The organism is Thalassovita mediterranea, from assembly GCF_001458435.1.
GTDB classification, from domain to species: domain Bacteria; phylum Pseudomonadota; class Alphaproteobacteria; order Rhodobacterales; family Rhodobacteraceae; genus Thalassobius; species Thalassobius mediterraneus.
In genome coordinates, this window is sequence record NZ_CYSF01000006.1 from 444469 (window position 1) to 466110 (window position 21642).

Sequence of the window (21642 nt, forward strand, 5' to 3'; positions counted from 1 at the left end):
ACCTGTTCCATTTTCGCCTCAAAAATCGCCAAAAACGACGCACACACATGTCGATTTCAGCCCTTTTTTATAAAGCCGAAACGCAGATCAGGCCGCTATGCACAAACTGTATAGATGATATGCAATTCACCCTAGTTGTGCAGTTAAAAAAGGCACTCTAGATGCCGTCAAAGTTGAAGTAACGAAACTTGAAACCGAGGTTCCTGATATGGCTGTCTACGAGAACACCCGCACCCAGTATCAGGCTGGCGCACTGGCCAGCCTTATCGCCCGTACCGTTTTTGTCGCTGTGAACGGCGTTGCGCATCTGCGCGAAACCTTCACCGGCTGGAACGACGCCCGCGTCACCCGTAACGCGCTGTCGCGTCTGACCGACCGCGAGCTGGACGACATCGGTATGGTCCGCGCAGACATCGAAACGGTGTGCAAGCGCTAAACCCAAGACTTCGCTCCCCGAAGTCATAAAGCCCTGACTGAGCCACTCTCAGTCAGGGCTTTTTTTTGCGATTTGGGTCGTTGGTTGTGTTCAGCGCAGGTAGGGGCGCACCTGAATTGCCAAGGTGTGCGAAATAGGATCAGGCTGCATCAAAAACGCACCTGCACGCTCGACGATGCCGCCTGCGTTCAGGGCATCAACGCGGTCCTGATAGTTGCCAAAGCCAAGACCAGCCATCAGCAACGTCTTGAAGCCGATGAAGCCCAGGATAAGAAAGAGAAAGCCCCGCCACGGCAATACCGATCGTTTGCGCTGCGGGCGTACCACGATCAATCCATCGCGGTTCACGGTGGTCACATAGCCACCCTTCATACGCACATTTTTTTCGTTGATGCGCCGTAATCTATCATCAAACTCGTTAAAGGCATCAGACATAACAACCTCCGAAGGTCGAGCCCCACTCAAAAATAACGGGACTGTGTTTACCTCCGGAATAAGGCGAAAATGGGGCAGTTGCCCCAAATTCGCATCAAAAAGGGCATAAAACCCCTTAGTTTATTGATTATTTCTGCAAGGTCAGCGTTGTCCACTCGCCGATCTCTTCGCGGTAGGTCAGACTGATACCGTTTTCGGCATAAACCGCGATCACCTCATCCGCCTGTTCATTCAGGATACCCGACAGGATCGCATAGCCACCCGATTGCAGGTTTTTCGCCATGTCAGGGGCCAGATCAATCAGCGGTCCCTTTAGGATGTTGGCAAAGACCAGATCGAACGGTGCTGCCGCCTGCAATTCCGGCGCGTCAAAGCCTGCGGCGACCACGCAGGTCACGCGGCCCTCCAGCTCATTGACCTTAACATTTGCAGCAGCCACATCGACCGCAACGGGGTCAATATCACCCGCCAGCGCTGGGTTCGGCCAGATGCGGGCAGCGGCCATCGCCAAAACGGCGGTACCGCAACCGATGTCGGCCACATTCGCGCCTTTTACACCTGCTTTGTCCAGACGATCCAGCGCCAGAAGGCAACCCTGTGTGGTGCCATGGTGGCCAGTACCAAAGGCCATCGCCGCCTCAATCAGCAGCGGTTCGCAGTTTTCAGGAACCTTATCCGCGTCGTGGCTGCCATAGACGAAGAACTGCCCTGCCTCTACCGGCGCCAGTTCACGCTTTACCTTGGCGACCCAATCGGTCTCCGGCAGCTCAGAAATGGCGAAAGGCTTGGCGTCAAAGGCCGCGGCCAGAACGGCCAAACCAGCCTGATCCGGCGCCTCGACGAAATAGGCGCCCACTTCCCACAGGCCCGAGCCATCTTCGATCTCGAACACGCCAACGCCAGTAGGTTCCGGGTTCAGACGCTCCATCGCTTCGCCCAGCGCCTCGGCGGGTGCTTTTCCGGGAAGGGTGGTCAGGGCGGTATAGGTGGGCATGGCGGCCTCCGGGGCTGAAATCTATCTGATGTCTTAATGCCTGCGCCTAAGCCCAGCCTGCGCCGGGGTCAAGCCTTGGCAGGCTGTGCAGGCTCAATTCCGCGTCCTGAGCGCACATAGCGCCATGCGACCCAGCCTGCGAGGATGCCGACAACCGTGTTGCCCAGCGCCTGCGCCCAGATCACACCACCTGCGCCATAGACCGCCCCCAGACCAAAGGCCAGAGGCGCCATCAACAGACCATCGCGGGTCCAGTTGGCGACCGTTGCCCAGATGGGGCGGCCCAAATTGTTGAAGGTGGCATTGGCAACAAACAATGCGCCAGTGAACACAAACGTGCCCGCGGCGTAGTAGCAGAACACCTCAACCACCTCTGCGGCCTCGGCACTCAACCCGAAGGCGGCAACAATCGGCCCGGCCAGCGCGGCCATCACTGCCCATGTGGCCAACGTGTAAAGCGCGCAAAACTTCAATGAGTCGCTATAGGCCTGCTGCACCCGATCCCCCAAACCCGCGCCTGCGTTCTGACCAATGATGCCGCCAATGGCACCCGACAACGCATAAATGCCGCCAAAGCCAAGGATCGTCAGGCGCGACACCACACCAAAGCCCGCCACAGCGGCATCCCCATGTTCAGAAATCGCACGGATCAAGAGCCAATTACCAAAGGGCGTCGCCATCTGCGTGGCCACGGCCGGCAAAGCAATCGCCAGATAGGCGCCCAGAAATTTGGTGAAATCCGACGCTTTGGGGCGTGCCATCATGTTGTGCTTTGCAATCACCCAATAGATGCCAGCAGCCGCCATCAACAGACGCGATCCAACAATGGCCAGCGCCGCGCCTTCGACGCCCATATCAAGGTAGATGATCAGCAGCGGATCCAACACCGCAGCGAACACACCGCCCACCACCGTGACCATCATACCACGCCATGCGTCGCCAACGGCACGCAGGATCGCAGAGGCGCACATTCCTGCTGCCATAATCGGCTGGCTGGGCAGGGACAGCGTCAAAAACGACTTTGCCACCTGTAGTGTATCGCCATCAGCACCGCTGAGCCGTAGCAGGGGCTCCAGAAACAGCAGCGCCAGCAGTGATAGCAGCGCCTGAATGCCAACGCTATAGATCAACACCACTGTTGACAGACGCCGCGCGCGTTCCCCCTGCCCCATGCCCAGCGCACGGCTGACCAGCGCAACGCCCGCAATCATCATCCCAATCGCCACAGAGATAATGAAAAATTGGATCGTTGCAGCAAAACCAATGGCAGAGACCAGCATCTCAACCTTCAGCTGGCTGACCCAGAACAGGGCCAGAAAATCCACGAGGAACATAAAGCTCAACCCGAAGGCACTGGTCAGGGTCATCACAACCACATGCCGCATGGTCGATCCCGTGGTGAAACGGGCCTGCGGTGCAGCCGGTTTGCCGTTTGGTTGGGCGGTATCAGTGGCCATCGCGGACACTCCTCACAGGTGTATTGGGGTCAATCCGCTCAGACGGCAGCGGGGCGGCGGTATTTGGCAAACACCGTCTCATTGCCGGGTTCGGGGTGGCGCGGGATCAGACAGGCCAGCGCCAGCGATGTCGCCGCCATACCAGCCGCCAGCAGGAATACCCCACCGGGCGACACCAGCCACAGGTAGCCCAACAGCGCAGGCAGGAACACTGCCGCGATATGGTTGATGGTAAAGGCCACCGCTGCCGTCGGCGCGATATCGGCAGGATCAGCAATCTTCTGGAAATAGGTTTTCAACGCCAGTTTCAGCGCAAAGAAAATGTGATCCAGCACATAGAGCGTCGCGGCCAGCACCACGCCCCAGCCAAACCAATAGATACCGCCATAGGCCAGAAACACCCCGATCAAACCGATGTATTCAAACATCAGCGCCCGGCGTTCACCGAAATGGGCCACCACTTTGCCAAAGACGGGCGCAAGGATGATATTAGCCACCAGATTGATCAGGTAGAGCTGCGTCACCTCATGCACCTCAAAGCCGAAGCGTTCCACCATCATGAAACCGGCAAACACCACAAAGATCTGTCGCCGCGCCCCCGCCATGAATTGCAGCGCGTAGTAGAGCCAATAGCGTTTGCGCAGGATGAATTTCTTCACCTGCGGTGTCGGGCTTTCAAACTGTGGATAGGCGATGAAACAGAACAGCGCGATCAGCGCTGTCAACCCACCAGACAGCAGGTAAACAATGTTATAGGTCAGCCCCAGCCGTTCCCACGTGAGCATGATCAACACATAGGCCACCAGCGTCGCCGCAGACCCCGCAGAGCCAATCCAGCCCAAGATCTGTGGGGCACGGTCCTTGGGCAGCCATTGCAGCTGTAGCGATTGGTTCACCGTTTCATAGTAGTGAAACCCGATAGAGCTGAGCATGGTAATCGTCAGGATGCCACCCATCGAGGGGAACCATGCGGTTATCGCCGTAGCAACCCCCAGCAGTGCGAGGGAGACAATCCCCAACACCTGTTCGCGCATGAACATGATAATCGCAATCACCCCGATGGCAAAAAACCCAGGGATTTCACGCACTGTATGCAGCCAACCGATGTCGGATCCGTCAAAATCCGCCACCGCGATGACGAAGTTATTGAGGAGTGCCGACCAAGTAGAAAAGGCAATGGGCATCGCCGCCGCCATCAGGAACAGCAAGGTGACGGGACGGCGCCAAAGTGGCAGCGTGGCGGCTTCTTCGAGGGTGTAGACAGTCTTCATGCCCCGCCAATACGCCGATTACGCAGCGAAAGCGAGACAGGAGAATCCACAGCGCACGCACAGCCGCCCCTTCAAAAAAGCGCATGTTGGCGGGCACTGCGCCGTCAGAGAAAGCTTTGTGGGTCAATATCGACCGAAATCCGCATCTGCCCGCCGGGCCGGAACTGCGCCAGCCACTGTTTCAACGCGCGTTGCAGCGGTGCGGTCTTTTCCGCCTTGACCAACAGGCGCACACGGTGGCGACCACGAATGCGGGCAATCGGCGCCGGTGCGGGGCCAAAGACCTGCGCCCCAATCGCGCGCAACGGCCCGTCACGCCGCGCCATTTCTGCACCCAGATCAAAGGGCGCCTGCGCATCCGGCGCGCTGATCACAATCCCCGCCATCCGGCCATAGGGCGGCACACCGGCCAGTCGTCGTTGATCGGCCTCTGCCCGCCAGAACCCTTCCTCATCGCCTGCCAGAATGGCACGGATGACAGGGTGTTCAGGCTGATAGCTTTGCATGATGGCGACGCCTTTGCGTTCTGAACGGCCCGCACGACCTGCCACCTGTCGCATCAACTGAAACGTCCGTTCCGCCGCGCGTAGGTCAGATCCCTGTAGCCCAAGATCCGCATCAATCACCCCCACCAAGGTGAGCAGGGGGAAGTTATGCCCTTTCGCCACCAACTGGGTGCCAATGATGATATCCGCGCCACCTTGGGCAATTTGGGCGATCTGTTCCTTGAGCGCGCGGGCCGATCCGAACATATCGGAACTAAGCGTCACCACGCGGGCATCTGGAAACAGCTCTGTCGCCTCTTCGGCCAGACGTTCGACACCGGGGCCGACGGGGGCCAGACGATCCTCTGCCTCACAATTCGGGCAAGTGGTGGGCACGGGTTTCGTTTCGCCACACTGGTGGCACATCAGACGTTTCAGGAATCGGTGTTCCACCATCCGCGCGTCGCAGACATCACAGGCGATCTGATGTCCACAGGCCCGACAGATCGTCACCGGAGCATAGCCGCGTCGGTTGATGAACAGTAGCGCCTGTTCACCCTTTGCCACCCGCGCCAACACCTCATCGCGCAAGCGGTTGGAAATCCAGCGGTTCGACGGCAGTTTGTCCTGCCGCATGTCCAGCGCCCGCATGTCCGGCATGACCGAGGGGCCGTAGCGGCTGACCAATTCGATCTTGCGATACTTACCCTGATCGGCATTGACCCAGCTTTCCAGCGATGGCGTGGCCGAGGCGAGGACCACCTGCGCCCCGCACAAATGCGCCCGCAAAACCGCCATATCGCGGGCGTTATACAGCACGCCTTCCTCTTGCTTGTAAGAGGTGTCGTGTTCCTCATCCACCACGATCAGACCAAGGTTCTGATAGGGCAGAAACAGCGCCGATCGCGCACCGATCACCATCTGCGCACCACCTTGGCCGACCATTTTCCAGATGCGGCGACGTTCGGTCATGGTGACGCCCGAATGCCATTCGGCGGGTTTTGCGCCAAACCGTGCCTCTACCCGCGTCAAAAACTCCGCCGTTAGGGCGATTTCCGGCAACAGCACCAACGCCTGCCGCCCCTGCGCCAGACATTCGGCGACAGCCTCCAAATAGACCTCGGTCTTGCCCGATCCGGTGACGCCGCGCAGCAGGGTGGTGCCATATTCGTGACTAGCCACACCCGCGCGCAATTGCGCCGACGCCTCTGCCTGCGCATCGGTCAGGGTTTTGCCAGCGTGGTCGTGTTGCATCCGTGGGAAGGGCAGATCGCGTGGGCGGTCTTCCTCCAGCACCACGTTTTGTTTGACCAAGCCCTTCACCACACTGGTGGAAACATCGGCCATCTCGGCCAGTTCCTTCAGCGTGAAGGCCAGCCCGCCGTAGTCCTTCAGCACCTCAATCACCTTAGTACGCGCGGCTGTGGTACGGTCAGGCTCCCCCGATCCCAGGCGATAGATCTTCTGCATCGACGGCGGATCGCCCAGTCCCGGCGCGCGGGTCGCCAGCCGCAGCATCGCGGTCAATGGCGTCAGCGTATAGTCGGCAGAGCGTTCCAAAAATTGCTTCAGCTCATCACGCATCGGGGCCACATCCAGCACCTTTAGCACTGTGCGCACCTTGGCCAGATCATAGCCGCCCTGCCCTGCCCCCCAGACAACGCCCATCACCTTGCGTGGACCTAGTGGCACCTCAACAAACGCACCGCGCCAACAGCCGCCTTCGGGCGCTTTGTAATCCAGAACACGGTCCAGCGGCTGGGTCGTCAGAACGCCCACCAATGCGCCCGCCTCGAAAAACTCGGGCTCTGCCTGCCGATTTTGTGCTGCCATCCGCCTGCCATCCAGATTGAAACGCGCGGGGGCTAGCCCCCCCTCACGTCATGAGGTAAACGCTAACGCGACAATAGCCAACCCGCGCCACAAAAGGGAACGCCCCATGAAATTCTTCGTTGATACCGCAGAGATCGACGCCATCGCCGAACTCAATGACCTCGGCATGGTGGATGGTGTCACCACCAACCCGTCGCTGATCAAGAAATCCGGCCGTGACATTCTGGAAGTCACCAAAGAGATCTGTGATCTGGTGTCCGGCCCCGTTTCTGCTGAGGTGGTCGCCACTGACGCCGACGCAATGATCGCCGAAGGCCGCAAGCTGGTCGAAATCGCCGAAAACATCGCCGTTAAGGTACCGCTGACCTGGGACGGCCTGAAAGCCTGTAAAGTGCTGAGCGGCGAAGGCCATATGGTCAACGTGACCCTGTGCTTCTCTGCCAACCAAGCGCTGCTGGCCGCCAAAGCAGGCGCGACCTTCATCAGCCCCTTCATCGGGCGTCTGGATGACATCGCACTGGACGGTATGGAACTGATCGAAGACATCCGCACCATCTATGACAACTACGGTTTCGAAACCGAAGTACTGGCGGCATCCATCCGCTCTGCCAACCACATTCAGGACTGCGCCCGCGTAGGTGCCGACGTGATCACCGCACCGCCCGCCGTGATCAAATCGCTGGCCAACCACCCGCTGACCGACAAGGGTCTGGCCGCATTCCTGGCCGACATCGAAGCGGCGAACATCAAGATTCTGTAAGTCACTTACAGGGATGACAGGCGCCTCCGGCTGGTCCGGGGGCGTTTTCTATTTGTGGTCTTTGCGCCCCGTCCGCGACGGCAAAGGTGTGATCGCCTAAAAACATGAAGAAATTCACCGAAACCTCTGTTAGGTTCTTCGGTAATTACAAAATAGGCTAAATCGGCCACCCCTTCGGCAGTGCAGCACGATATACAGAGCATCATGAGTACAGCAAAAATCGACGATACCCTGCGTGAGAAGATTATCTCGGAACCGGATGTCATTCTAGATGATCAGGACGTGATGCAGGCGCTCATCGCGGCCAACGAACGGGCGATGGGCGGCAATATCGTCGACCTGCGCGGCATCGCGATGGAACGGCTGGAACATCGGCTGGACCGCCTGGAGGATACGCATCGTTCGGTGATTGCGGCAGCCTATGAAAATCTGGCTGGCACCAACCAGATTCACCGCGCCATCCTGCGGATGCTGGACCCCACCGAATTTGAACCGTTCCTCAAGGATCTGAATGGCCCCGTAGCCGACATCCTGCGCGTGGATTGTGTGAAACTGGTATTGGAAAGCGCCAATGCCGATGGCGAACCCGCGCTGGAGCGTCTGGGCAGTGTGCTGCAAGTGGCCGAACCGGGGTTTGTCGCACGCTATGTCAGCAATGGCCGTTCTGCGCCGCATCGCCAGATCGTGCTGCGGCAAATTCAGGAAGGCGCTTTTGCCGTTTATGGCGACAAGGCCCCCTACCTGCGGTCCGAGGCTTGCCTGCAACTGGATTTCGGCCCCGGCCGCCTGCCCGGCATGCTGGTCATGGGCGCCGAGGATCCACATCAGTTTTCACCGCAACAGGGCACGGACCTCTTGGCGTTTTTCGCTGGGGTCTTTGAACGCTCTATGCGGCGCTGGCTGTCGTGAGCATGATTTCACCGGCCGCGCGTGATGCGCTGCAACGCTGGCTGGACAGTCAGCGCGCCCTGAAAGGTGCGTCTGAAAACACGATCAATGCCTACAGCAGCGATGTCGGCGATTTTCTGGCCTTTATGACCGCCCACACCGGCGAACCGCAGGGCCTAAGCGCCATTGCCCGCCTAAGCGTGCGCGATATGCGGTCCTGGATGGCGGCGACGCGCGCCAATGATGTGGGCGCACGTTCGCTGGCGCGCAAATTATCGGCTGTGAAGAGCTTCTACAGGTGGTTAGCGGAACGAGAAGGCTTTGATCCCACGGCCGTATTGTCCACCCGATCACCGAAGTTCACCAAGAAGCTGCCCCGCCCGCTGGCCCCCGATGCCGCAAGCGTGATGATCGAAACCGTCGAAACCAACGCGCGCGAGGATTGGATCGGCGCCCGCGATACCGCTGTACTGACTCTGCTCTATGGCTGCGGACTACGGATATCAGAGGCGCTGAGCCTCACCCGCGCCGATGCCCCCCTGCCCGAGATGCTGCGCATTCGCGGCAAAGGCGACAAGGACCGTATGGTCCCCGTGCTGCCGGTGGCACGTGACGCAGTGGATCGCTACCTTGCCGCGCTGCCGCTGGAATTGCGCCCACATGATCCACTGTTTCGCGGCGCCCGCGGCGGCCCATTGAGCGCGCGCATGGTGCAGCGCGCCATGGCCAGCGCCCGTGCCCAACTAGGTCTGCCTGCCAGTGCGACGCCTCATGCAATGCGGCACAGTTTCGCCACACATCTGCTGAACGCTGGCGGAGATTTGCGCACTATTCAGGAACTACTGGGTCATGCTTCGCTGTCCACAACCCAAACCTATACAGCGGTGGACTTGTCACGCATTTTGGAAGTATATGACCAGACCCATCCAAAGGCCAAAGCGCCAGAAACATAGGGCCAAAATGGTTATTACCCAAGAATCCAAGGCGCTAAGCGTCCATCTTTTGACTGCGACCGGCGCTGTATTTTCTATGCTGGCCATGCTTGCAGCTGTTGATCAGAAATGGGACCTGATGTTCCTGTGGCTGGTTGTGGCCTTTGCCGTTGACGGGATCGACGGTCCCTTGGCGCGCAAATACAACGTCAAACATTACGCACCGCAGTTTGATGGTGTGCTGCTTGACCTGATCATCGACTACCTGACTTATGTATTCATTCCCGCCTTTGCGCTGTTCAAATCGGGGCTATTGCCCGGCTGGACTGGCTGGTTTGCAATCATCCTAATCACCTTCTCCAGCGCGATGTATTTTGCCGATACGCGGATGAAGACCAAGGACAACTCCTTCGCCGGTTTCCCCGGCTGCTGGAACATGGCCATTCTGGTGTTCTTTGCGATTGAGCCGAATTTCTGGATCATCGTCGGCGTTGTGGTCGCATTGGCCGCGTCGATGTTCCTGCCACTGCGGTTCATCCATCCGGTACGCACCGCACGCTGGCGGATGGTGTCGCTGCCGATGGCACTGGCCTGGACCTTCTTTGCCGGCTGGGCCGCTTGGGTCGATTTCCACCCCGAAAGCTGGGCCCACTGGGGTCTTGTGATCACCTCGGTCTATCTGCTGCTGGTCGGGATCACCCAGCAAATTGTGCCAGAACGCGGATCGAAAGCCTGATTTAGCAATTAGCCAAAACGCCCCGGACCTGCGCCGGGGCGTTTTGTTTTCAGACCGTCAGATCAACAGCCCTGCCGCGCCCTCATGGCGCAGAAGCGTTACCTTGGTTTCCACCCCGCCATCGCCGGAAAACCCGCCAAGCCCTGTGGCCGACAGCACCCGGTGGCAAGGAATGATCACCGGAATAGGGTTGGCGCCGCAGGCCTGCCCCACGGGCTGCGCAGGCACGCCAAGGTCGCGGGCAATATCGCCATAGGTGCGCGTTTCGCCCAAGGGGATGGCAGACATCGCATCACACACCGACCGTTGGAAATCAGACCCATCCACCCGCAGCGGCAGATCAAACTGCGTCAGCGTTCCAGCAAAATAGCCCGCCAACTGCGCCTCTGCCTGTCGCAAGAGCGGCGTGTCATCCACCCCACCGCTCCCCCAACGCAGGCGGGTGATCGCGCCCTCCTCCTCCGTCAGGGTCAGATCACCCACGGGGCTGGAAACGGTCCGTTCAGGCATAGAATATCCTCAAATGAAAAAGGCTAGAAACAACAAAGGCCGGACGCAGGGTCCGGCCTCTATCCTATCAGGTGACTGTGGGTTTAGCCCAGTGCGTCGTTACAGCGGCTACAGGTGGCCGGGTGCGCATGTTGGCCCACATCTGGCAGGATCTTCCAGCAGCGCTGACACTTCTCACCTTCGGCCTTTTCAAAGACAACGCCAACACCCTCAACCTCAGGCAGGCGGAAGGCCTCAGCAGGCATAGGATCACCCGTCAGCGAGATGCCGGAGGTGATGCAGATATCGTCAAAGCTGACCGATTTCAGCGCCTCACGCATGTCATCTTCGCGCACATGCACCACAGGCGCTGCCTCCAGCGAGGCACCGATCACCTTGTCGGTGCGCTGCACCTCCAATGCGGCGGTCACAACGCGACGGGCCTGACGCACCTGCGCCCATTTCGCGGCCAGCGGTTCGTTCAGCCAGTCGGCTGGGGTTTCAGGGATATCCACCAAATGGACGGAGCTTTCATCACCCGGGAAACGTTCCAGCCAGACCTCTTCCATGGTGAAGACCAGAACCGGCGCCAGCCAGGTGGTCAGACGGTGGAACAGGATGTCCAGCACGGTACGCGCTGCCTTGGCACGGTCGGTGTTGCCGTCACAATACAGAACATCCTTGCGGATATCGAAGTAGAAGGACGACAGATCCACGGTGGCAAAGTTGAACACAGCCTGCCAGACACCGTTGAAATCAAAGCTCTGGTAGCCTTTGCGCACCTGATGATCCAGCTCTGCCAGACGGTGCAGCACCCATTGCTCCAGCTCGGGCATATCGGCGGGATCCACACGATCTGCTTCGGTGAAGTCCGCGAGCGAGCCCAGCATAAACCGCATGGTGTTGCGCAGACGGCGGTAGCTGTCGGCGGTGCCCTTCAGGATTTCCGGCCCGATCCGCTGGTCGGCGGTATAATCGGTCTGAGCCACCCACAGACGCAGGATGTCGGCGCCGTATTGCTGAACGACCTTCTCTGGCACGATGGTGTTGCCCAGAGATTTGGACATTTTATTGCCCTTCTCATCCAGGGTAAAACCGTGGGTCACAACGTTGCGGTAGGGCGCACGGCCTTTGGTGCCACAGGCCTGCAGCAGCGAGGAGTGGAACCAACCACGGTGCTGGTCGGTGCCTTCCATGTAGACATCCGCGATGCCGTCTTCGGTCCCGTCTTCACGGTCACGCAGCACGAAGGAGTGGGTCGAGCCACTGTCAAACCACACGTCCAGCACGTCAAAGACCTGCTCATACTCATCCGCATTGGCCGCATCACCGATGAAACGCTCCTTGGCGCCCTCAGCATACCATGCGTCCGCACCTTCGGCATCGAACGCCTCAACGATACGCGCGTTCACGGCGGGGTCACGCAGCAAGAAGTCAGGCGCGGTCGGCAGCGTGTCCTTCTTGATAAAGCAGGTCAGCGGTACGCCCCAGGCGCGTTGACGCGACAGCACCCAGTCAGGGCGGCTTTCGATCATCGAATACAGGCGGTTACGACCGGTCTGCGGCCACCATTTGACCAGTTGGTCGATGGAGTTCAGGGCACGTTCGCGGATGGTTTTGCCCATCTCGTCCTGGCCATCACCCACTTCACGATCAACGGAAGCAAACCACTGCGGCGTGTTACGGAAGATGATCGGCGCTTTGGAGCGCCAAGAATGCGGATAGCTGTGGGTCACACGACCACGGGCGATGATGCCGCCAGCCTCAACCAGTTTGGCGATGACGGCGTTGTTGGCTTTGCCCTCTTTCCCCTTGTGATCCAGCACGCGCAGACCGGCAAAGAACGGCACATGCGGCAGGAACTCGGACTCTTCGCCGACGTTGTGGGTCATGCGGTCCAGCCAGTTGCGTTTGACGAAACATTCGTAGTCGTCGGCGCCGTGGCTGGGCGCGGTGTGAACGAATCCCGTACCGGCGTCGTCGGTGACGTGATCGCCGTCGATCATTGGCACCTCGTAGTCCCAATAACCTTCGGCACCGTCGATGCCATTGAACGGGTGTTTCAAGATCGCACCGTCAAATTCGGACGTCGCAACATCGCGCACGCGGGTAAATTCGGTAACGCGCGATTTGCCCAGCGCATCCTCTGCCAGCGTATCAGCAAAGATGTAGAGATCTCCGGGTTTGGTCCAGCTCTCTTCCTCGGTCGCGTCCACACGGTAAAGGCCGTAGGCAACCTTGTCGTTATAGGCCACTGCCTTGTTCGACGGGATGGTCCATGGGGTTGTGGTCCAGATCACCACACGGGCCTCTGCCAGATCGCCCGAAGCGGCGGCGAAGGAGAACGGCACCCAAATGGTGTGGGATTTGTGATCGTGATATTCGATCTCCGCCTCGGCCAGCGCAGTCTTTTCGACCGGCGACCACATCACGGGTTTCGATCCCTGATACAGCGTGCCGTTCATCAGGAACTTCATGAATTCCTCAGCGATCACCGCTTCGGCGTGAAAGTCCATCGTCAGGTAGGGTTTGTCCCAGTTGCCGGTGATGCCCAGACGTTTGAATTCATCGCGCTGGATATCCACCCAGCTGTCGGCAAAGGCGCGGCATTCCTGACGGAAATCGACAACGTCGACCTCATCCTTGTTCTTGCCCTTTTTGCGGTACTGTTCTTCGATCTTCCACTCAATTGGCAGACCGTGACAGTCCCAGCCCGGCACATACCGCGCGTCAAATCCCATCATCTGATGCGAGCGCACGATCATGTCCTTGATGGTTTTGTTCAGCGCGTGGCCGATGTGCAAATGGCCGTTCGCATAGGGGGGGCCATCGTGCAGGGTAAATGGCTGACGCGAGCCATCTGCGGCCTTCTGGCGCAGCTTGCCGTAAACGTCGATCTGGTTCCAGCGGTCCAGCCAGCCGGGTTCACGTTTCGGCAGCCCCGCCCGCATCGGGAAGTCGGTTTTCGGCAGGTTCAGCGTGTCTTTGTATTCGGGGGTGTCGGCGCACATTTTGGGCGTCCTTCATCTCAGGTCTTGAATTAAGGAAGAGAGGCGGCGCGGTATCCCATACGCCTTGTCCCGGCCGCTCGATTTGGATCAGAGCGCCGGGCAAATAATTCGAATAATGATCGCGTGCATCATCATGGGTCCGCTTATAGGCGCGAAGCCTTTAAGGGTAAAGCGCAACATGTGGCTTTCATTGAGTGCTTGCTGGCTAGAGCGCCACTGGCACAATCGTACAAGCCACCACAACGGTAGGTTCGTGCCCGAGCCCGAGGGCGGCCTGAAATTTGGCACAGGCCCCGCAGGCTGCGAAACGTCACATGATCTGGAAACGTTTCAAATTCGTGCCCGCCCTGGGGGGCGGGGTCGGGCACGAACCGGCTCGCTGCGCGATCCGGGGCTTTTCCCAAAAACCGAAAAAGGGACCGCCCGTCGGCGATCCCTCTTCACTTTGGTCCGGTCGCCCGGCTGGCGGGCTATGTCACTGGCTACTCTGGCTGGGCCTGATGAGCTAAATCTGGCGCGCTGCGTCTGGCGGGCGGCATCTGGCTGGATAGGTCTGGCTTGTTGGATCTGGCGGCGTGGCTGGCGACCGATGCTGGGGTGAACCTAACGGGGTTGCGGGCTGCGATGCTGGATCTGACGTGCTGGGCCTGTCAGGCTGAATGTTGCGATGCGGGACGTGGCTTGGCTGGATCTTGCGAATTTGGCCTTGCTGTACTGGTTACTTAACGTGCGTGCTAAGGCGACGCGGACCTATACCTTATGGTGCTGGCGAACGCTGGCGTTGATCACGCTTTGGCGTCAAAGCGACCGCACCAATCCGTCGATTTTACCACTGGCCATTTCGCGTCCAGCTCTGCCTCGGTCAGGAAGCTGGGGGCGTTGAAACGGCACAGGCCTGCGTTATCAGCGGCCTTGGTGGTTTTGTCGAAGAAGGTGCACGTGGTGCAAGCTTTGGCGGACATGATACTCTCCTAGTCATTATCTGGCTGGCGAGATCTGGCGGCGTGGCTGGCATCAAAGCGGGCTGCGTGGCGTGATCTGGCAGGCTGGAAGGTGAGGCCCTCGGGCGTTCACCGTAAAGTCTGTAAGCATGTGTATAGGCTGAGTCAGATTGCGTCGCAACTATTTTTTGTTTATTTTCAAATGCTTGATAGGTTTTGTCGGGAATTGCAATCCGATTATTTCTGTCGGAAACCCCCGTCCCTGCGACACCCCCACCCCTTGTCTGCCAGGGCGCAGCGGCATATCCCTGCAGATGAAAGGATCCCGACATGACTGCCCAGCCCCCGCGTTTCGACATCACCCGCGACGAGATTGAGCACGTTGTCGCCACCTTCTATGCGGCGATCCGTGAACACCCCGGTTTGGGGCCGGTCTTTGCCGCCCATATCAGTGACTGGCCCCCGCATGAGGCGAAGGTTGCCGCCTTCTGGGCCAATGCGATTCTGAATGAGCGTAGCTATGACGGGAACCCGCTGTTGGTACATAGGCAGGCGGGCAATGTGCATCCCGGTATGTTTGAAACATGGCTGGGCCTGTTTGACCGGGTGCTGACGCGAGAGCTGCGCGCGGATCAAGCCGCCGCTTGGTCCGCGCTGGCCCATCGCATCGGCCGATCCCTGCGCGCCGGCGTGGTGGAAAAGGTGAAGAACAGCGATGGCATCCCGATGCTGCGTTAATACGCCGTTTTCTCACCTTTGCCGAACAACCCGCCAAGGGCCGCGCCTGCCATTTGGCTAACACTGGGGCGTTTGCGCTGGGTATAGGGCAGCGGGCGACAGACCTCCATCGCGGCGACACCAACGCGGACGGTCAGGGCGCCGTTGATCAGGCCTTCACCAAAACGGCGCGATAGTTTGCTCATCACGCTGCCACCCAGCATGGATCCCAAGAGGTCATCGCCCACCGCCACCGCGCCGGTGGCGACCAAATGGGTAATCACCGACCGAAACAGCCGCCAACTGCCCAACGTGCCTGCGCGACCGCCATAAATTTCCGCCACGCGACGGATCATCCGCAGGTTTGCCGTTAGCGCGGCCAGCACATCCGCCAACGCCAAGGGCACCAGCGCCGTGACTGTCGCCACCTGACGTGCGGCGGCCTGCACCTCTGCCTCAGCCTGTTGGTCGAGCGATGACAACAGTTCTGCCTCAGCCAGACCAATCAGCGCGTCGGCATCGAACTGTTCGCCTGCCCGCTCTTCAAACCGCTGCCGCCCCCATGAGAGGTCATCGCGATTACGATAGAGCCGTGTCAGTGTCGTGGTGACCTGCCGCGCCTGAGCCAGATCGTTATCAGCCAAGGCAGCATTTGCACGGCGCTGCACAGCGCTGACGCGAGATAGACGGGAAAGCGCGGCCAACTCGCCAATCACAGCGAATACTATCGCCACGACCAATCCAAGCCCAAGTGCGGCCATTGCATAGCCCAACAGTGGCACGCGGGCGACCATGCCCACCACCGCATCATAGGCGGCAATCATTGCCAAAGTGCTAACAAACGACAGCGCCAGCCCGAGGATCCAACGCCCCAACCGCGACGTTTTACTGGCACTGCCCCGCGTGACTGCGCGTTGCAAATTCGTTTGGAGGCTGGCCGGATCTGCCGCCAGATCCGGCACCGGTGCCGCCTGATCGGGACGTTCCAATGTGGCGTCATCTGACAGCTCTATCAGCACGGGGCCTTTGGTCACTTTCGTCTCTTCCATCACAACAGATCCCCAATCAAAAACTGCGCCGCGCGATCCAGCCGGATATGCGGCGGCCCCTCCCCCGGTCGCAATTCCAGCGGTGCAGGTGCAAAACGCATGACCGCGTAATCTTGATCCAGCCACGCCTGTGCCCCCTGCCGTGCAGGCGCCAAGAGCTGCGCTGGATCCTCAGGCAGCGCACCGGGATAGAAGGCAGCACGTTTGCCACTGTCCAGGAGGATCCCCTGAACACAGTCCACCTCGCGCCCTTCATGCGGCAGGCGCGCCTCTGACGTGGTGCGCAGGGATGCCAATGCCATCGCCTGTGTCTTTGCCCCCGCGAAATCCGCACGGTCACGGGCATCGCGCAGCAAGGCATCAGTGATTGCGGCCAGTTGCGGATGTTGACTGTGATGCAGATGGTCGGCCTTGGTCGCGGCGAACAAGATCTTCTCCACCCGTTTGCCGCCGAGGATGCGGGTCAGAAAGGCGCTGCGCCCGGGGCGGAAGGCGGCGAGGATATCTGCCATCGACTGGCGCAAATCCTCCACCGCGGCAGGGCCGTGATGCAATGCACCCAGCGCGTCCATCAGCACCACCTGCCGGTCGATGCGGGCGAAATGATCGCGAAAGAACGGCTTCACCACCCGCGCTTTATAGGCCTCATACCGGCGGGCCATTTCACGGCCCAACGTGCCGCGCCCCGCGCCAGCAGCGCCATTCGGTAGAGGGGCAAAGCTAAGGACAGGGGAACCCGCCAGATCACCAGGCAACAGGAACCGTCCCGGCGTGCAATCCGAATAGCCCGCCATACGGGCGGCGTTGAGATATGTGGTGAAGGATTTCGCCAGCGCCTGCGCGGCCGCCTCGTCCAGGTTGGCCTCGGGATCAACGCCTTGCAGGTCTGCCAGAAAGCCTACTGCCTCCTCCCGCGTTTGCAGGCGGGTCAACACGTGGTCGGACCACTCAGCATAGCTTTTATCCAAGAGCGCCAGATCCAGCAGCCATTCGCCCGGATAATCCACAATATCCAGATGCACTGTGCGCATCCCCCGCACACCGGACAGCAGGCCCGACGGACGCAAGCGCAACGACAGGCGCAATTCGCTGATCCCACGGGTGTTGTCAGGCCAATTGGGGTTGGGGCCGGTGAGCGCGGCCAGATTTTCCTCAAACGCGAAGCGTGGCACGGTGTCGTCAGGCTGCGGCTGCAGGAAGGCGGTGGCGATCCGCCCCTCAGCCTCAGCCAGCAGTTGTGGCATGCGACCGCGATCTTTCAGATTTGCGACCAGTGAGGTGATGAATACCGTCTTCCCCGCCCGCGCCAATCCGGTGACGCCCAGACGGATCACCGGTTCAAACAGCGCCTCATTGACGCTGTCAGTCACGGTTTCCAATTGGCGGCTGACCGCCTCTGCCACGGATGAAATGATCACGTATTCTCTGCCCTTTAACCCCTCTATCCATCCAACATAGGCACGCCACCACCGCGATAAAAGCACCGCGCGCCGCGGGTTGCGGGGAAAGCCAGCCAGAACTCCCCCTAAAACCGCCCCCCGTCCGCCACGCCCCTTCCCATGTCGCGTAATTTCCGCTACGCCCGCGCCATGCCCAGATTTGCCCTTCTTGTTGAATATCACGGCGCCCCCTTTGCAGGCTGGCAGCGTCAGGCCGATCAGCCCTCTGTTCAGGGCGCGATTGAGGCCGCGCTGGCGAAGCTGGAACCGGGTGAACACACCATCGCCGCCGCCGGACGTACCGATGCAGGTGTGCATGCGCTGGCGCAGGTCGCCCATTGTGATCTGAAGAAAGACTGGGATCCCTTCCGCCTGTCAGAGGCGTTGAATTACCATCTGAAACCGTCGCCCGTGGCCATCACCCGCGCCGCCCGCGTTGATGATGACTGGCACGCACGGTTTTCCGCGCATGAGCGGCGCTATGTTTTCCGCCTGTTGATGCGCCGTGCGCCTGCGACACATGACGCGGGTCTGGTGTGGCAAATCTCTCATCAACTGGATGCGGATGCGATGCGCGAGGCGGCGCAGCATTTGATCGGGCTGCATGATTTCACCACCTTCCGATCCTCGATCTGTCAGGCGGCCAGTCCGGTGAAAACGCTGGATGAGCTGACGATTACCGAGGTGGATGGCTGGTCGGGCCGCGAGCTGCGGTTTTTCCTGCGGGCGCGCAGTTTTTTGCATAACCAAGTGCGCAGTTTCGTTGGCACGTTGGAACGTGTGGGCGCTGGCGCGTGGGCGCCTGACCGTGTGCGCGACGCGCTGGAGGCCTGTGATCGCGCCGCCTGTGGGCCGGTTTGCCCGCCGCAGGGCCTGTATCTGGCAGGTGTCGGCTATGAGGATGATCCGTTTCCCGCTGCGTCCCTGCCAAAGGGGTAAACGCGCGGCGGCGTGGTGCAGTTGAGTATTTATTGGAACATTGAAAAGGGCGCCGTTTAGGTGCCCTTTCCTATATCGGGCCTATATCGGGTGTCAGGTGCCGAAGGTTTTGACCACGATCCCCTCACCCTCTAGCGAGGTGCGCACAGAACGGGCGATTTCCACCGCCTCTGGCGTGTCACCATGTAGGCAGATGGTGTCGATGCCGGTTTCAATATGCTTGCCGCTCTCAGTAATGATAGCGCCTGCCTTGACCATTTCGGCAATCCGCGGACCGGCAAGTGCGGCATCATGAATGACCGCACCGGGTTTTGAACGATCGACCAGTGTGGCGTCGTCATTATAGGCGCGGTCGGCAAAAATCTCGCCGACGAAACGCGCGCCCATTTCCTCGACCGCGCGTTGCTGGGCGGTGGAGGCCAGCACCATGATGATCAGATCGGGGGCCACAGACAGCGCCGCGTCATAACAGACACGGGCCAACGCCTGATCCTCACTGCTCATATTCGACAGTGCGCCGTGCAGCTTCAGATGCCGCACCTCACCATCTGCGGCACGCGCCATCGCTTGTGCTGCCCCCACCTGATAGCGGATCTGGTTGGCCAGCGTGGCATGCGGCACGTTCATCCGGTAGCGCCCGAAACCGCGCAGGTCGTCAAAACCGGGATGCGCCCCGATACCCACACCGTTGGTAACTGCATTGCGCATGGTTTGCAGCATCACATCAGGGTCACCCGCGTGAAACCCACACGCCACATTGGCAGAGGTCACAATTTCCAGCAGCGCGGCGTCATCGCCCAGCGACCAAGAGCCAAAGCTTTCGCCCATATCCGCGTTCAGATCGACTGTCAGGCTCATGGTGCCCCTCCTTATATTGATATGCCCGCTGTTTGTGGCAGGCTTCGCCGTCACTGGCAATCAACCGATCAGCGATTACCGAACCGCGACAGGCTATAGGGCGACAGATCAAGGTTCGGCACCTGCCCCGACAACATCTGCGCCAGCAGCCGACCCGTCGCCGCCCCGCCCGTCAGACCAACATGCTGATGGCCGAAGCCAACAAAGGCGCCCTTAACCCCCGGCACTGCATCAATCACCGGCAGCGCATCCGGCAATGTGGGGCGAAAGCCCATCCATTCCGTCTCTTCTTCCCATGTCAGATCCGGCATCACACGGGCCAGATGTTTGCGCAGCAGGTTGAACGGTGCGCGCGACGGGCCTGCTTTGATCCCGCCCAGTTCCACAATCCCTGCCAGACGCAGCCGCCCTTCCATCGGGGTGATTACGAAGGCACCCGCAGAAATCATCGATGGATGATTGGTCATCTGCGAGGGGTTCCACAATTCGATATGATAGCCCCGTTCCGTATCCAGTGGCACCTTCAACCCCAAATCACGGGCCAGCGGGCCAGACCAAGCGCCCGCAGTGATCACCGCGCGATCACAGGCGATCAGATCACCGTCCACCCGCACCCCTGTCACATGGCCGTTTTCACGGGCAACGCCCTGCACCTCACCCTTGATCAGCTGCCCGCCGTTCGTGACCACATGATCCGCCAAGGCGCGGACGTAGGCCGCAGGATCACTGATGCGACCATGATTAGGCACCGCCGCGGCAAAGCCCACAGCACCCTCTGACAGGGCCGGCTCCAACGCGCGCAATTCTGCGCCTTCTACTTCGCGCGGTATAAACCCTAATGATGTCTTGATGTCCCACGCATAGCCGCCCGCCTGATAGGCCGCGCGGTCTTTGTACATATAAAGATAATCGGTCGGCACGATGTAGCGTTCCGCCCCTGTCCCCGCCGCCAGCGCCTGATGGTCGGCCAGACTGTCGCCAATGATCGGGTAAAGCGCGCGCGCAGCGGCACGGGCCTGCTTATCCGTTGCCTTGGCCATGAATTGCGCCAGCCACGGGATCATCCGTGGCAGATAGGACCAGCGCAGGAACAACGGGCTTTCAGGATCCAGCAACATCCCCGGCGCCTTGGTCCACAGGTCAGGCGTGTTCACCGGCACCACCGCTGACGATGCCAACAGACCAGCATTGCCCGCAGATGCCCCTGCCGCCGGACCTTCGCGGTCCACAAGGATGACGTGATGCCCTGCGCGCTGCGCCCAGATGGCGGTTGATACACCAAGGATGCCCGCACCAATCACCACCACGGTTTTGCCCGCACCGGATTGCGGTTGTGTTTGGTCGATCATGGGGACGTCCTTCTGTCTATTCGTGCCGCCACACTAACGCCAAGCCATCCGATTCACATACCGGAGATACCGCAATTTTCACCGCGTCAGTGCGCGCAAGGCACAGAAACAGCACCACATTCCGCCATTACGGGGAAAAATGCGGATTATTCCCCTGATCAACTGCAGAAGTGCAAAAGTAGTTGTCACTGTCGATTGATCTACCGCCTGCGACGGGCCACATGCTGCGTGAGAAACCAACGCACCGCGACAGGAGAGCCTATGCTGCGTCACATCGTTTTCTTTACAGCCCGCGATCCCAAGGATTGCGATACCATCTATGACGGGCTGTCGCTGCTGACGCAAAGCAAACACGCCAATCACCTAGAGGTGGCGCGCAACCTGAAGTCAGACCCAATCGACGGCATGGTGCCGGATTTCGTGGTCTACGGTGAATTCGAAGATGAAGCGCAGCTGGCGGCCTTTAAGGCGGATCCCCTGTACCAACTGTCCATAGACCGCGTGCGCCATCTGCGCGACCAACGGGTTGCAGCGGATTTTCTAACAGGTTGATAGCAACCCTGTCCCAACCAAGGTTTTAATCATTTAAAAGGCGGCCAATTGGCCGCCTTTCCTGTGCCTAT

At 59.8% G+C, this 21642-nt stretch carries 20 protein-coding genes; 8 read left to right on the forward strand and 12 right to left on the reverse strand.

The features are described from left to right. Positions 1–208 precede the first annotated feature (208 nt). Entirely contained in the window at positions 209–436 is a 228-nt protein-coding gene (locus TM5383_RS06075; protein WP_058318123.1) for a DUF1127 domain-containing protein, read from the forward strand. Positions 437–526: 90 nt separating this feature from the next. Here the strand turns inward: TM5383_RS06075 and TM5383_RS06080 are convergent, their stop codons facing one another. The 5 genes from TM5383_RS06080 to TM5383_RS06100 form a co-directional block, all read right to left on the reverse strand. Continuing rightward, positions 527–871: a hypothetical protein gene (locus tag TM5383_RS06080; protein ID WP_058318124.1), complete on the reverse strand. Its 345-nt coding sequence runs from the start codon at positions 869–871 to the stop codon at positions 527–529. A gap of 127 nt (positions 872–998) precedes the next feature. Further along, the gene (locus TM5383_RS06085) at positions 999–1865 is read right to left on the reverse strand and encodes a 50S ribosomal protein L11 methyltransferase (RefSeq protein WP_058318125.1); all 867 of its coding nucleotides are present in this window, start codon (positions 1863–1865) and stop codon (positions 999–1001) included. Between the two features lie 68 nt (positions 1866–1933). Next, positions 1934–3322, reverse strand: a complete 1389-nt coding sequence (locus TM5383_RS06090; RefSeq protein ID WP_058318126.1) for an MATE family efflux transporter — start codon at positions 3320–3322, stop codon at positions 1934–1936. 38 nt (positions 3323–3360) lie between these two features. Further along, complete coding sequence (locus tag TM5383_RS06095) at positions 3361–4593, reverse strand: MFS transporter (RefSeq protein WP_058318127.1); 1233 nt, start codon at positions 4591–4593, stop codon at positions 3361–3363. Between the two features lie 104 nt (positions 4594–4697). Continuing rightward, entirely contained in the window at positions 4698–6911 is a 2214-nt protein-coding gene (locus tag TM5383_RS06100; RefSeq protein WP_058318128.1) for a primosomal protein N', read from the reverse strand. Positions 6912–7017: 106 nt separating this feature from the next. Here TM5383_RS06100 and fsa point away from each other — a divergent pair, with 106 nt between their 5' ends. The 4 genes from fsa (at position 7018) to TM5383_RS06120 (ending at position 10227) form a co-directional block, all read left to right on the forward strand. Next, positions 7018–7671: a fructose-6-phosphate aldolase gene (gene fsa, locus TM5383_RS06105; protein ID WP_058318129.1), complete on the forward strand. Its 654-nt coding sequence runs from the start codon at positions 7018–7020 to the stop codon at positions 7669–7671. 204 nt (positions 7672–7875) lie between these two features. After that, the gene (locus TM5383_RS06110) at positions 7876–8580 is read left to right on the forward strand and encodes a DUF484 family protein (protein WP_370695960.1); all 705 of its coding nucleotides are present in this window, start codon (positions 7876–7878) and stop codon (positions 8578–8580) included. Further along, the gene (locus TM5383_RS06115) at positions 8577–9512 is read left to right on the forward strand and encodes a tyrosine recombinase XerC (RefSeq protein ID WP_058318130.1); all 936 of its coding nucleotides are present in this window, start codon (positions 8577–8579) and stop codon (positions 9510–9512) included. The genes TM5383_RS06110 and TM5383_RS06115 overlap by 4 nt, the downstream gene beginning before the upstream one ends. A gap of 7 nt (positions 9513–9519) precedes the next feature. Further along, positions 9520–10227, forward strand: a complete 708-nt coding sequence (locus TM5383_RS06120) for a CDP-alcohol phosphatidyltransferase family protein (protein ID WP_370695961.1) — start codon at positions 9520–9522, stop codon at positions 10225–10227. A 57-nt stretch (positions 10228–10284) separates the two neighbouring features. On the opposite strand, the gene TM5383_RS06125 is transcribed toward TM5383_RS06120, so the two are convergent. From TM5383_RS06125 to TM5383_RS16845, 3 genes are all read right to left on the reverse strand, one after another. Then, a complete protein-coding gene (locus TM5383_RS06125) occupies positions 10285–10737 on the reverse strand; it encodes a methylated-DNA--[protein]-cysteine S-methyltransferase (protein ID WP_058318131.1) in 453 nt (150 codons plus the stop codon). Positions 10738–10820: 83 nt separating this feature from the next. Beyond that, the gene (gene ileS / locus TM5383_RS06130) at positions 10821–13727 is read right to left on the reverse strand and encodes an isoleucine--tRNA ligase (protein ID WP_058318132.1); all 2907 of its coding nucleotides are present in this window, start codon (positions 13725–13727) and stop codon (positions 10821–10823) included. A gap of 785 nt (positions 13728–14512) precedes the next feature. Further along, entirely contained in the window at positions 14513–14689 is a 177-nt protein-coding gene (locus TM5383_RS16845) for a hypothetical protein (RefSeq protein WP_197407366.1), read from the reverse strand. Between the two features lie 309 nt (positions 14690–14998). Between TM5383_RS16845 and TM5383_RS06135 the strand changes: the two genes are divergently transcribed. Then, positions 14999–15406: a group III truncated hemoglobin gene (locus TM5383_RS06135; protein ID WP_058318133.1), complete on the forward strand. Its 408-nt coding sequence runs from the start codon at positions 14999–15001 to the stop codon at positions 15404–15406. Here TM5383_RS06135 and TM5383_RS06140 read toward each other — a convergent pair. After that, positions 15403–16434, reverse strand: coding sequence for a YcjF family protein (locus TM5383_RS06140; protein WP_058318134.1), 1032 nt, complete (start codon positions 16432–16434; stop codon positions 15403–15405). The two genes, TM5383_RS06135 and TM5383_RS06140, sit on opposite strands and share 4 nt — an antisense overlap. Beyond that, a complete protein-coding gene (locus tag TM5383_RS06145; protein ID WP_197407367.1) occupies positions 16434–17852 on the reverse strand; it encodes a YcjX family GTP-binding protein in 1419 nt (472 codons plus the stop codon). The genes TM5383_RS06140 and TM5383_RS06145 overlap by 1 nt, the downstream gene beginning before the upstream one ends. Before the next feature lie 171 nt (positions 17853–18023). On the opposite strand from TM5383_RS06145, the gene truA reads away from it, so the two are divergent. After that, positions 18024–18812, forward strand: coding sequence for a tRNA pseudouridine(38-40) synthase TruA (gene truA, locus TM5383_RS06150; protein ID WP_058318412.1), 789 nt, complete (start codon positions 18024–18026; stop codon positions 18810–18812). A gap of 93 nt (positions 18813–18905) precedes the next feature. On the opposite strand, the gene TM5383_RS06155 is transcribed toward truA, so the two are convergent. Both TM5383_RS06155 and TM5383_RS06160 read right to left on the reverse strand, forming a co-directional pair. Next, entirely contained in the window at positions 18906–19670 is a 765-nt protein-coding gene (locus tag TM5383_RS06155) for a LamB/YcsF family protein (RefSeq protein WP_058318135.1), read from the reverse strand. Between the two features lie 68 nt (positions 19671–19738). After that, positions 19739–21019 (reverse strand): NAD(P)/FAD-dependent oxidoreductase, encoded by a 1281-nt coding sequence (locus TM5383_RS06160; protein WP_058318136.1) that lies wholly within the window; start codon positions 21017–21019, stop codon positions 19739–19741. Positions 21020–21280: 261 nt separating this feature from the next. Here TM5383_RS06160 and TM5383_RS06165 point away from each other — a divergent pair, with 261 nt between their 5' ends. Continuing rightward, on the forward strand, positions 21281–21571 hold the full coding sequence (locus tag TM5383_RS06165) for a Dabb family protein (RefSeq protein WP_058318137.1): 291 nt from the start codon (positions 21281–21283) through the stop codon (positions 21569–21571). Positions 21572–21642 lie beyond the last annotated feature (71 nt).

Coding starts and splice junctions, on each gene's coding strand:
- TM5383_RS06075 (WP_058318123.1), top strand. CDS start 209: ATGGCTGTCTACGAGAACACCCGCACCCAGTATCAGGCTGGCGCACTG.
- TM5383_RS06080 (WP_058318124.1), bottom strand. CDS start 871: ATGTCTGATGCCTTTAACGAGTTTGATGATAGATTACGGCGCATCAAC.
- TM5383_RS06085 (WP_058318125.1), bottom strand. CDS start 1,865: ATGCCCACCTATACCGCCCTGACCACCCTTCCCGGAAAAGCACCCGCC.
- TM5383_RS06090 (WP_058318126.1), bottom strand. CDS start 3,322: ATGGCCACTGATACCGCCCAACCAAACGGCAAACCGGCTGCACCGCAG.
- TM5383_RS06095 (WP_058318127.1), bottom strand. CDS start 4,593: ATGAAGACTGTCTACACCCTCGAAGAAGCCGCCACGCTGCCACTTTGG.
- TM5383_RS06100 (WP_058318128.1), bottom strand. CDS start 6,911: ATGGCAGCACAAAATCGGCAGGCAGAGCCCGAGTTTTTCGAGGCGGGC.
- fsa (WP_058318129.1), top strand. CDS start 7,018: ATGAAATTCTTCGTTGATACCGCAGAGATCGACGCCATCGCCGAACTC.
- TM5383_RS06110 (WP_370695960.1), top strand. CDS start 7,876: ATGAGTACAGCAAAAATCGACGATACCCTGCGTGAGAAGATTATCTCG.
- TM5383_RS06120 (WP_370695961.1), top strand. CDS start 9,520: ATGGTTATTACCCAAGAATCCAAGGCGCTAAGCGTCCATCTTTTGACT.
- TM5383_RS06125 (WP_058318131.1), bottom strand. CDS start 10,737: ATGCCTGAACGGACCGTTTCCAGCCCCGTGGGTGATCTGACCCTGACG.
- ileS (WP_058318132.1), bottom strand. CDS start 13,727: ATGTGCGCCGACACCCCCGAATACAAAGACACGCTGAACCTGCCGAAA.
- TM5383_RS16845 (WP_197407366.1), bottom strand. CDS start 14,689: ATGTCCGCCAAAGCTTGCACCACGTGCACCTTCTTCGACAAAACCACC.
- TM5383_RS06135 (WP_058318133.1), top strand. CDS start 14,999: ATGACTGCCCAGCCCCCGCGTTTCGACATCACCCGCGACGAGATTGAG.
- TM5383_RS06140 (WP_058318134.1), bottom strand. CDS start 16,434: ATGGAAGAGACGAAAGTGACCAAAGGCCCCGTGCTGATAGAGCTGTCA.
- truA (WP_058318412.1), top strand. CDS start 18,024: ATGCCCAGATTTGCCCTTCTTGTTGAATATCACGGCGCCCCCTTTGCA.
- TM5383_RS06155 (WP_058318135.1), bottom strand. CDS start 19,670: ATGAGCCTGACAGTCGATCTGAACGCGGATATGGGCGAAAGCTTTGGC.
- TM5383_RS06160 (WP_058318136.1), bottom strand. CDS start 21,019: ATGATCGACCAAACACAACCGCAATCCGGTGCGGGCAAAACCGTGGTG.
- TM5383_RS06165 (WP_058318137.1), top strand. CDS start 21,281: ATGCTGCGTCACATCGTTTTCTTTACAGCCCGCGATCCCAAGGATTGC.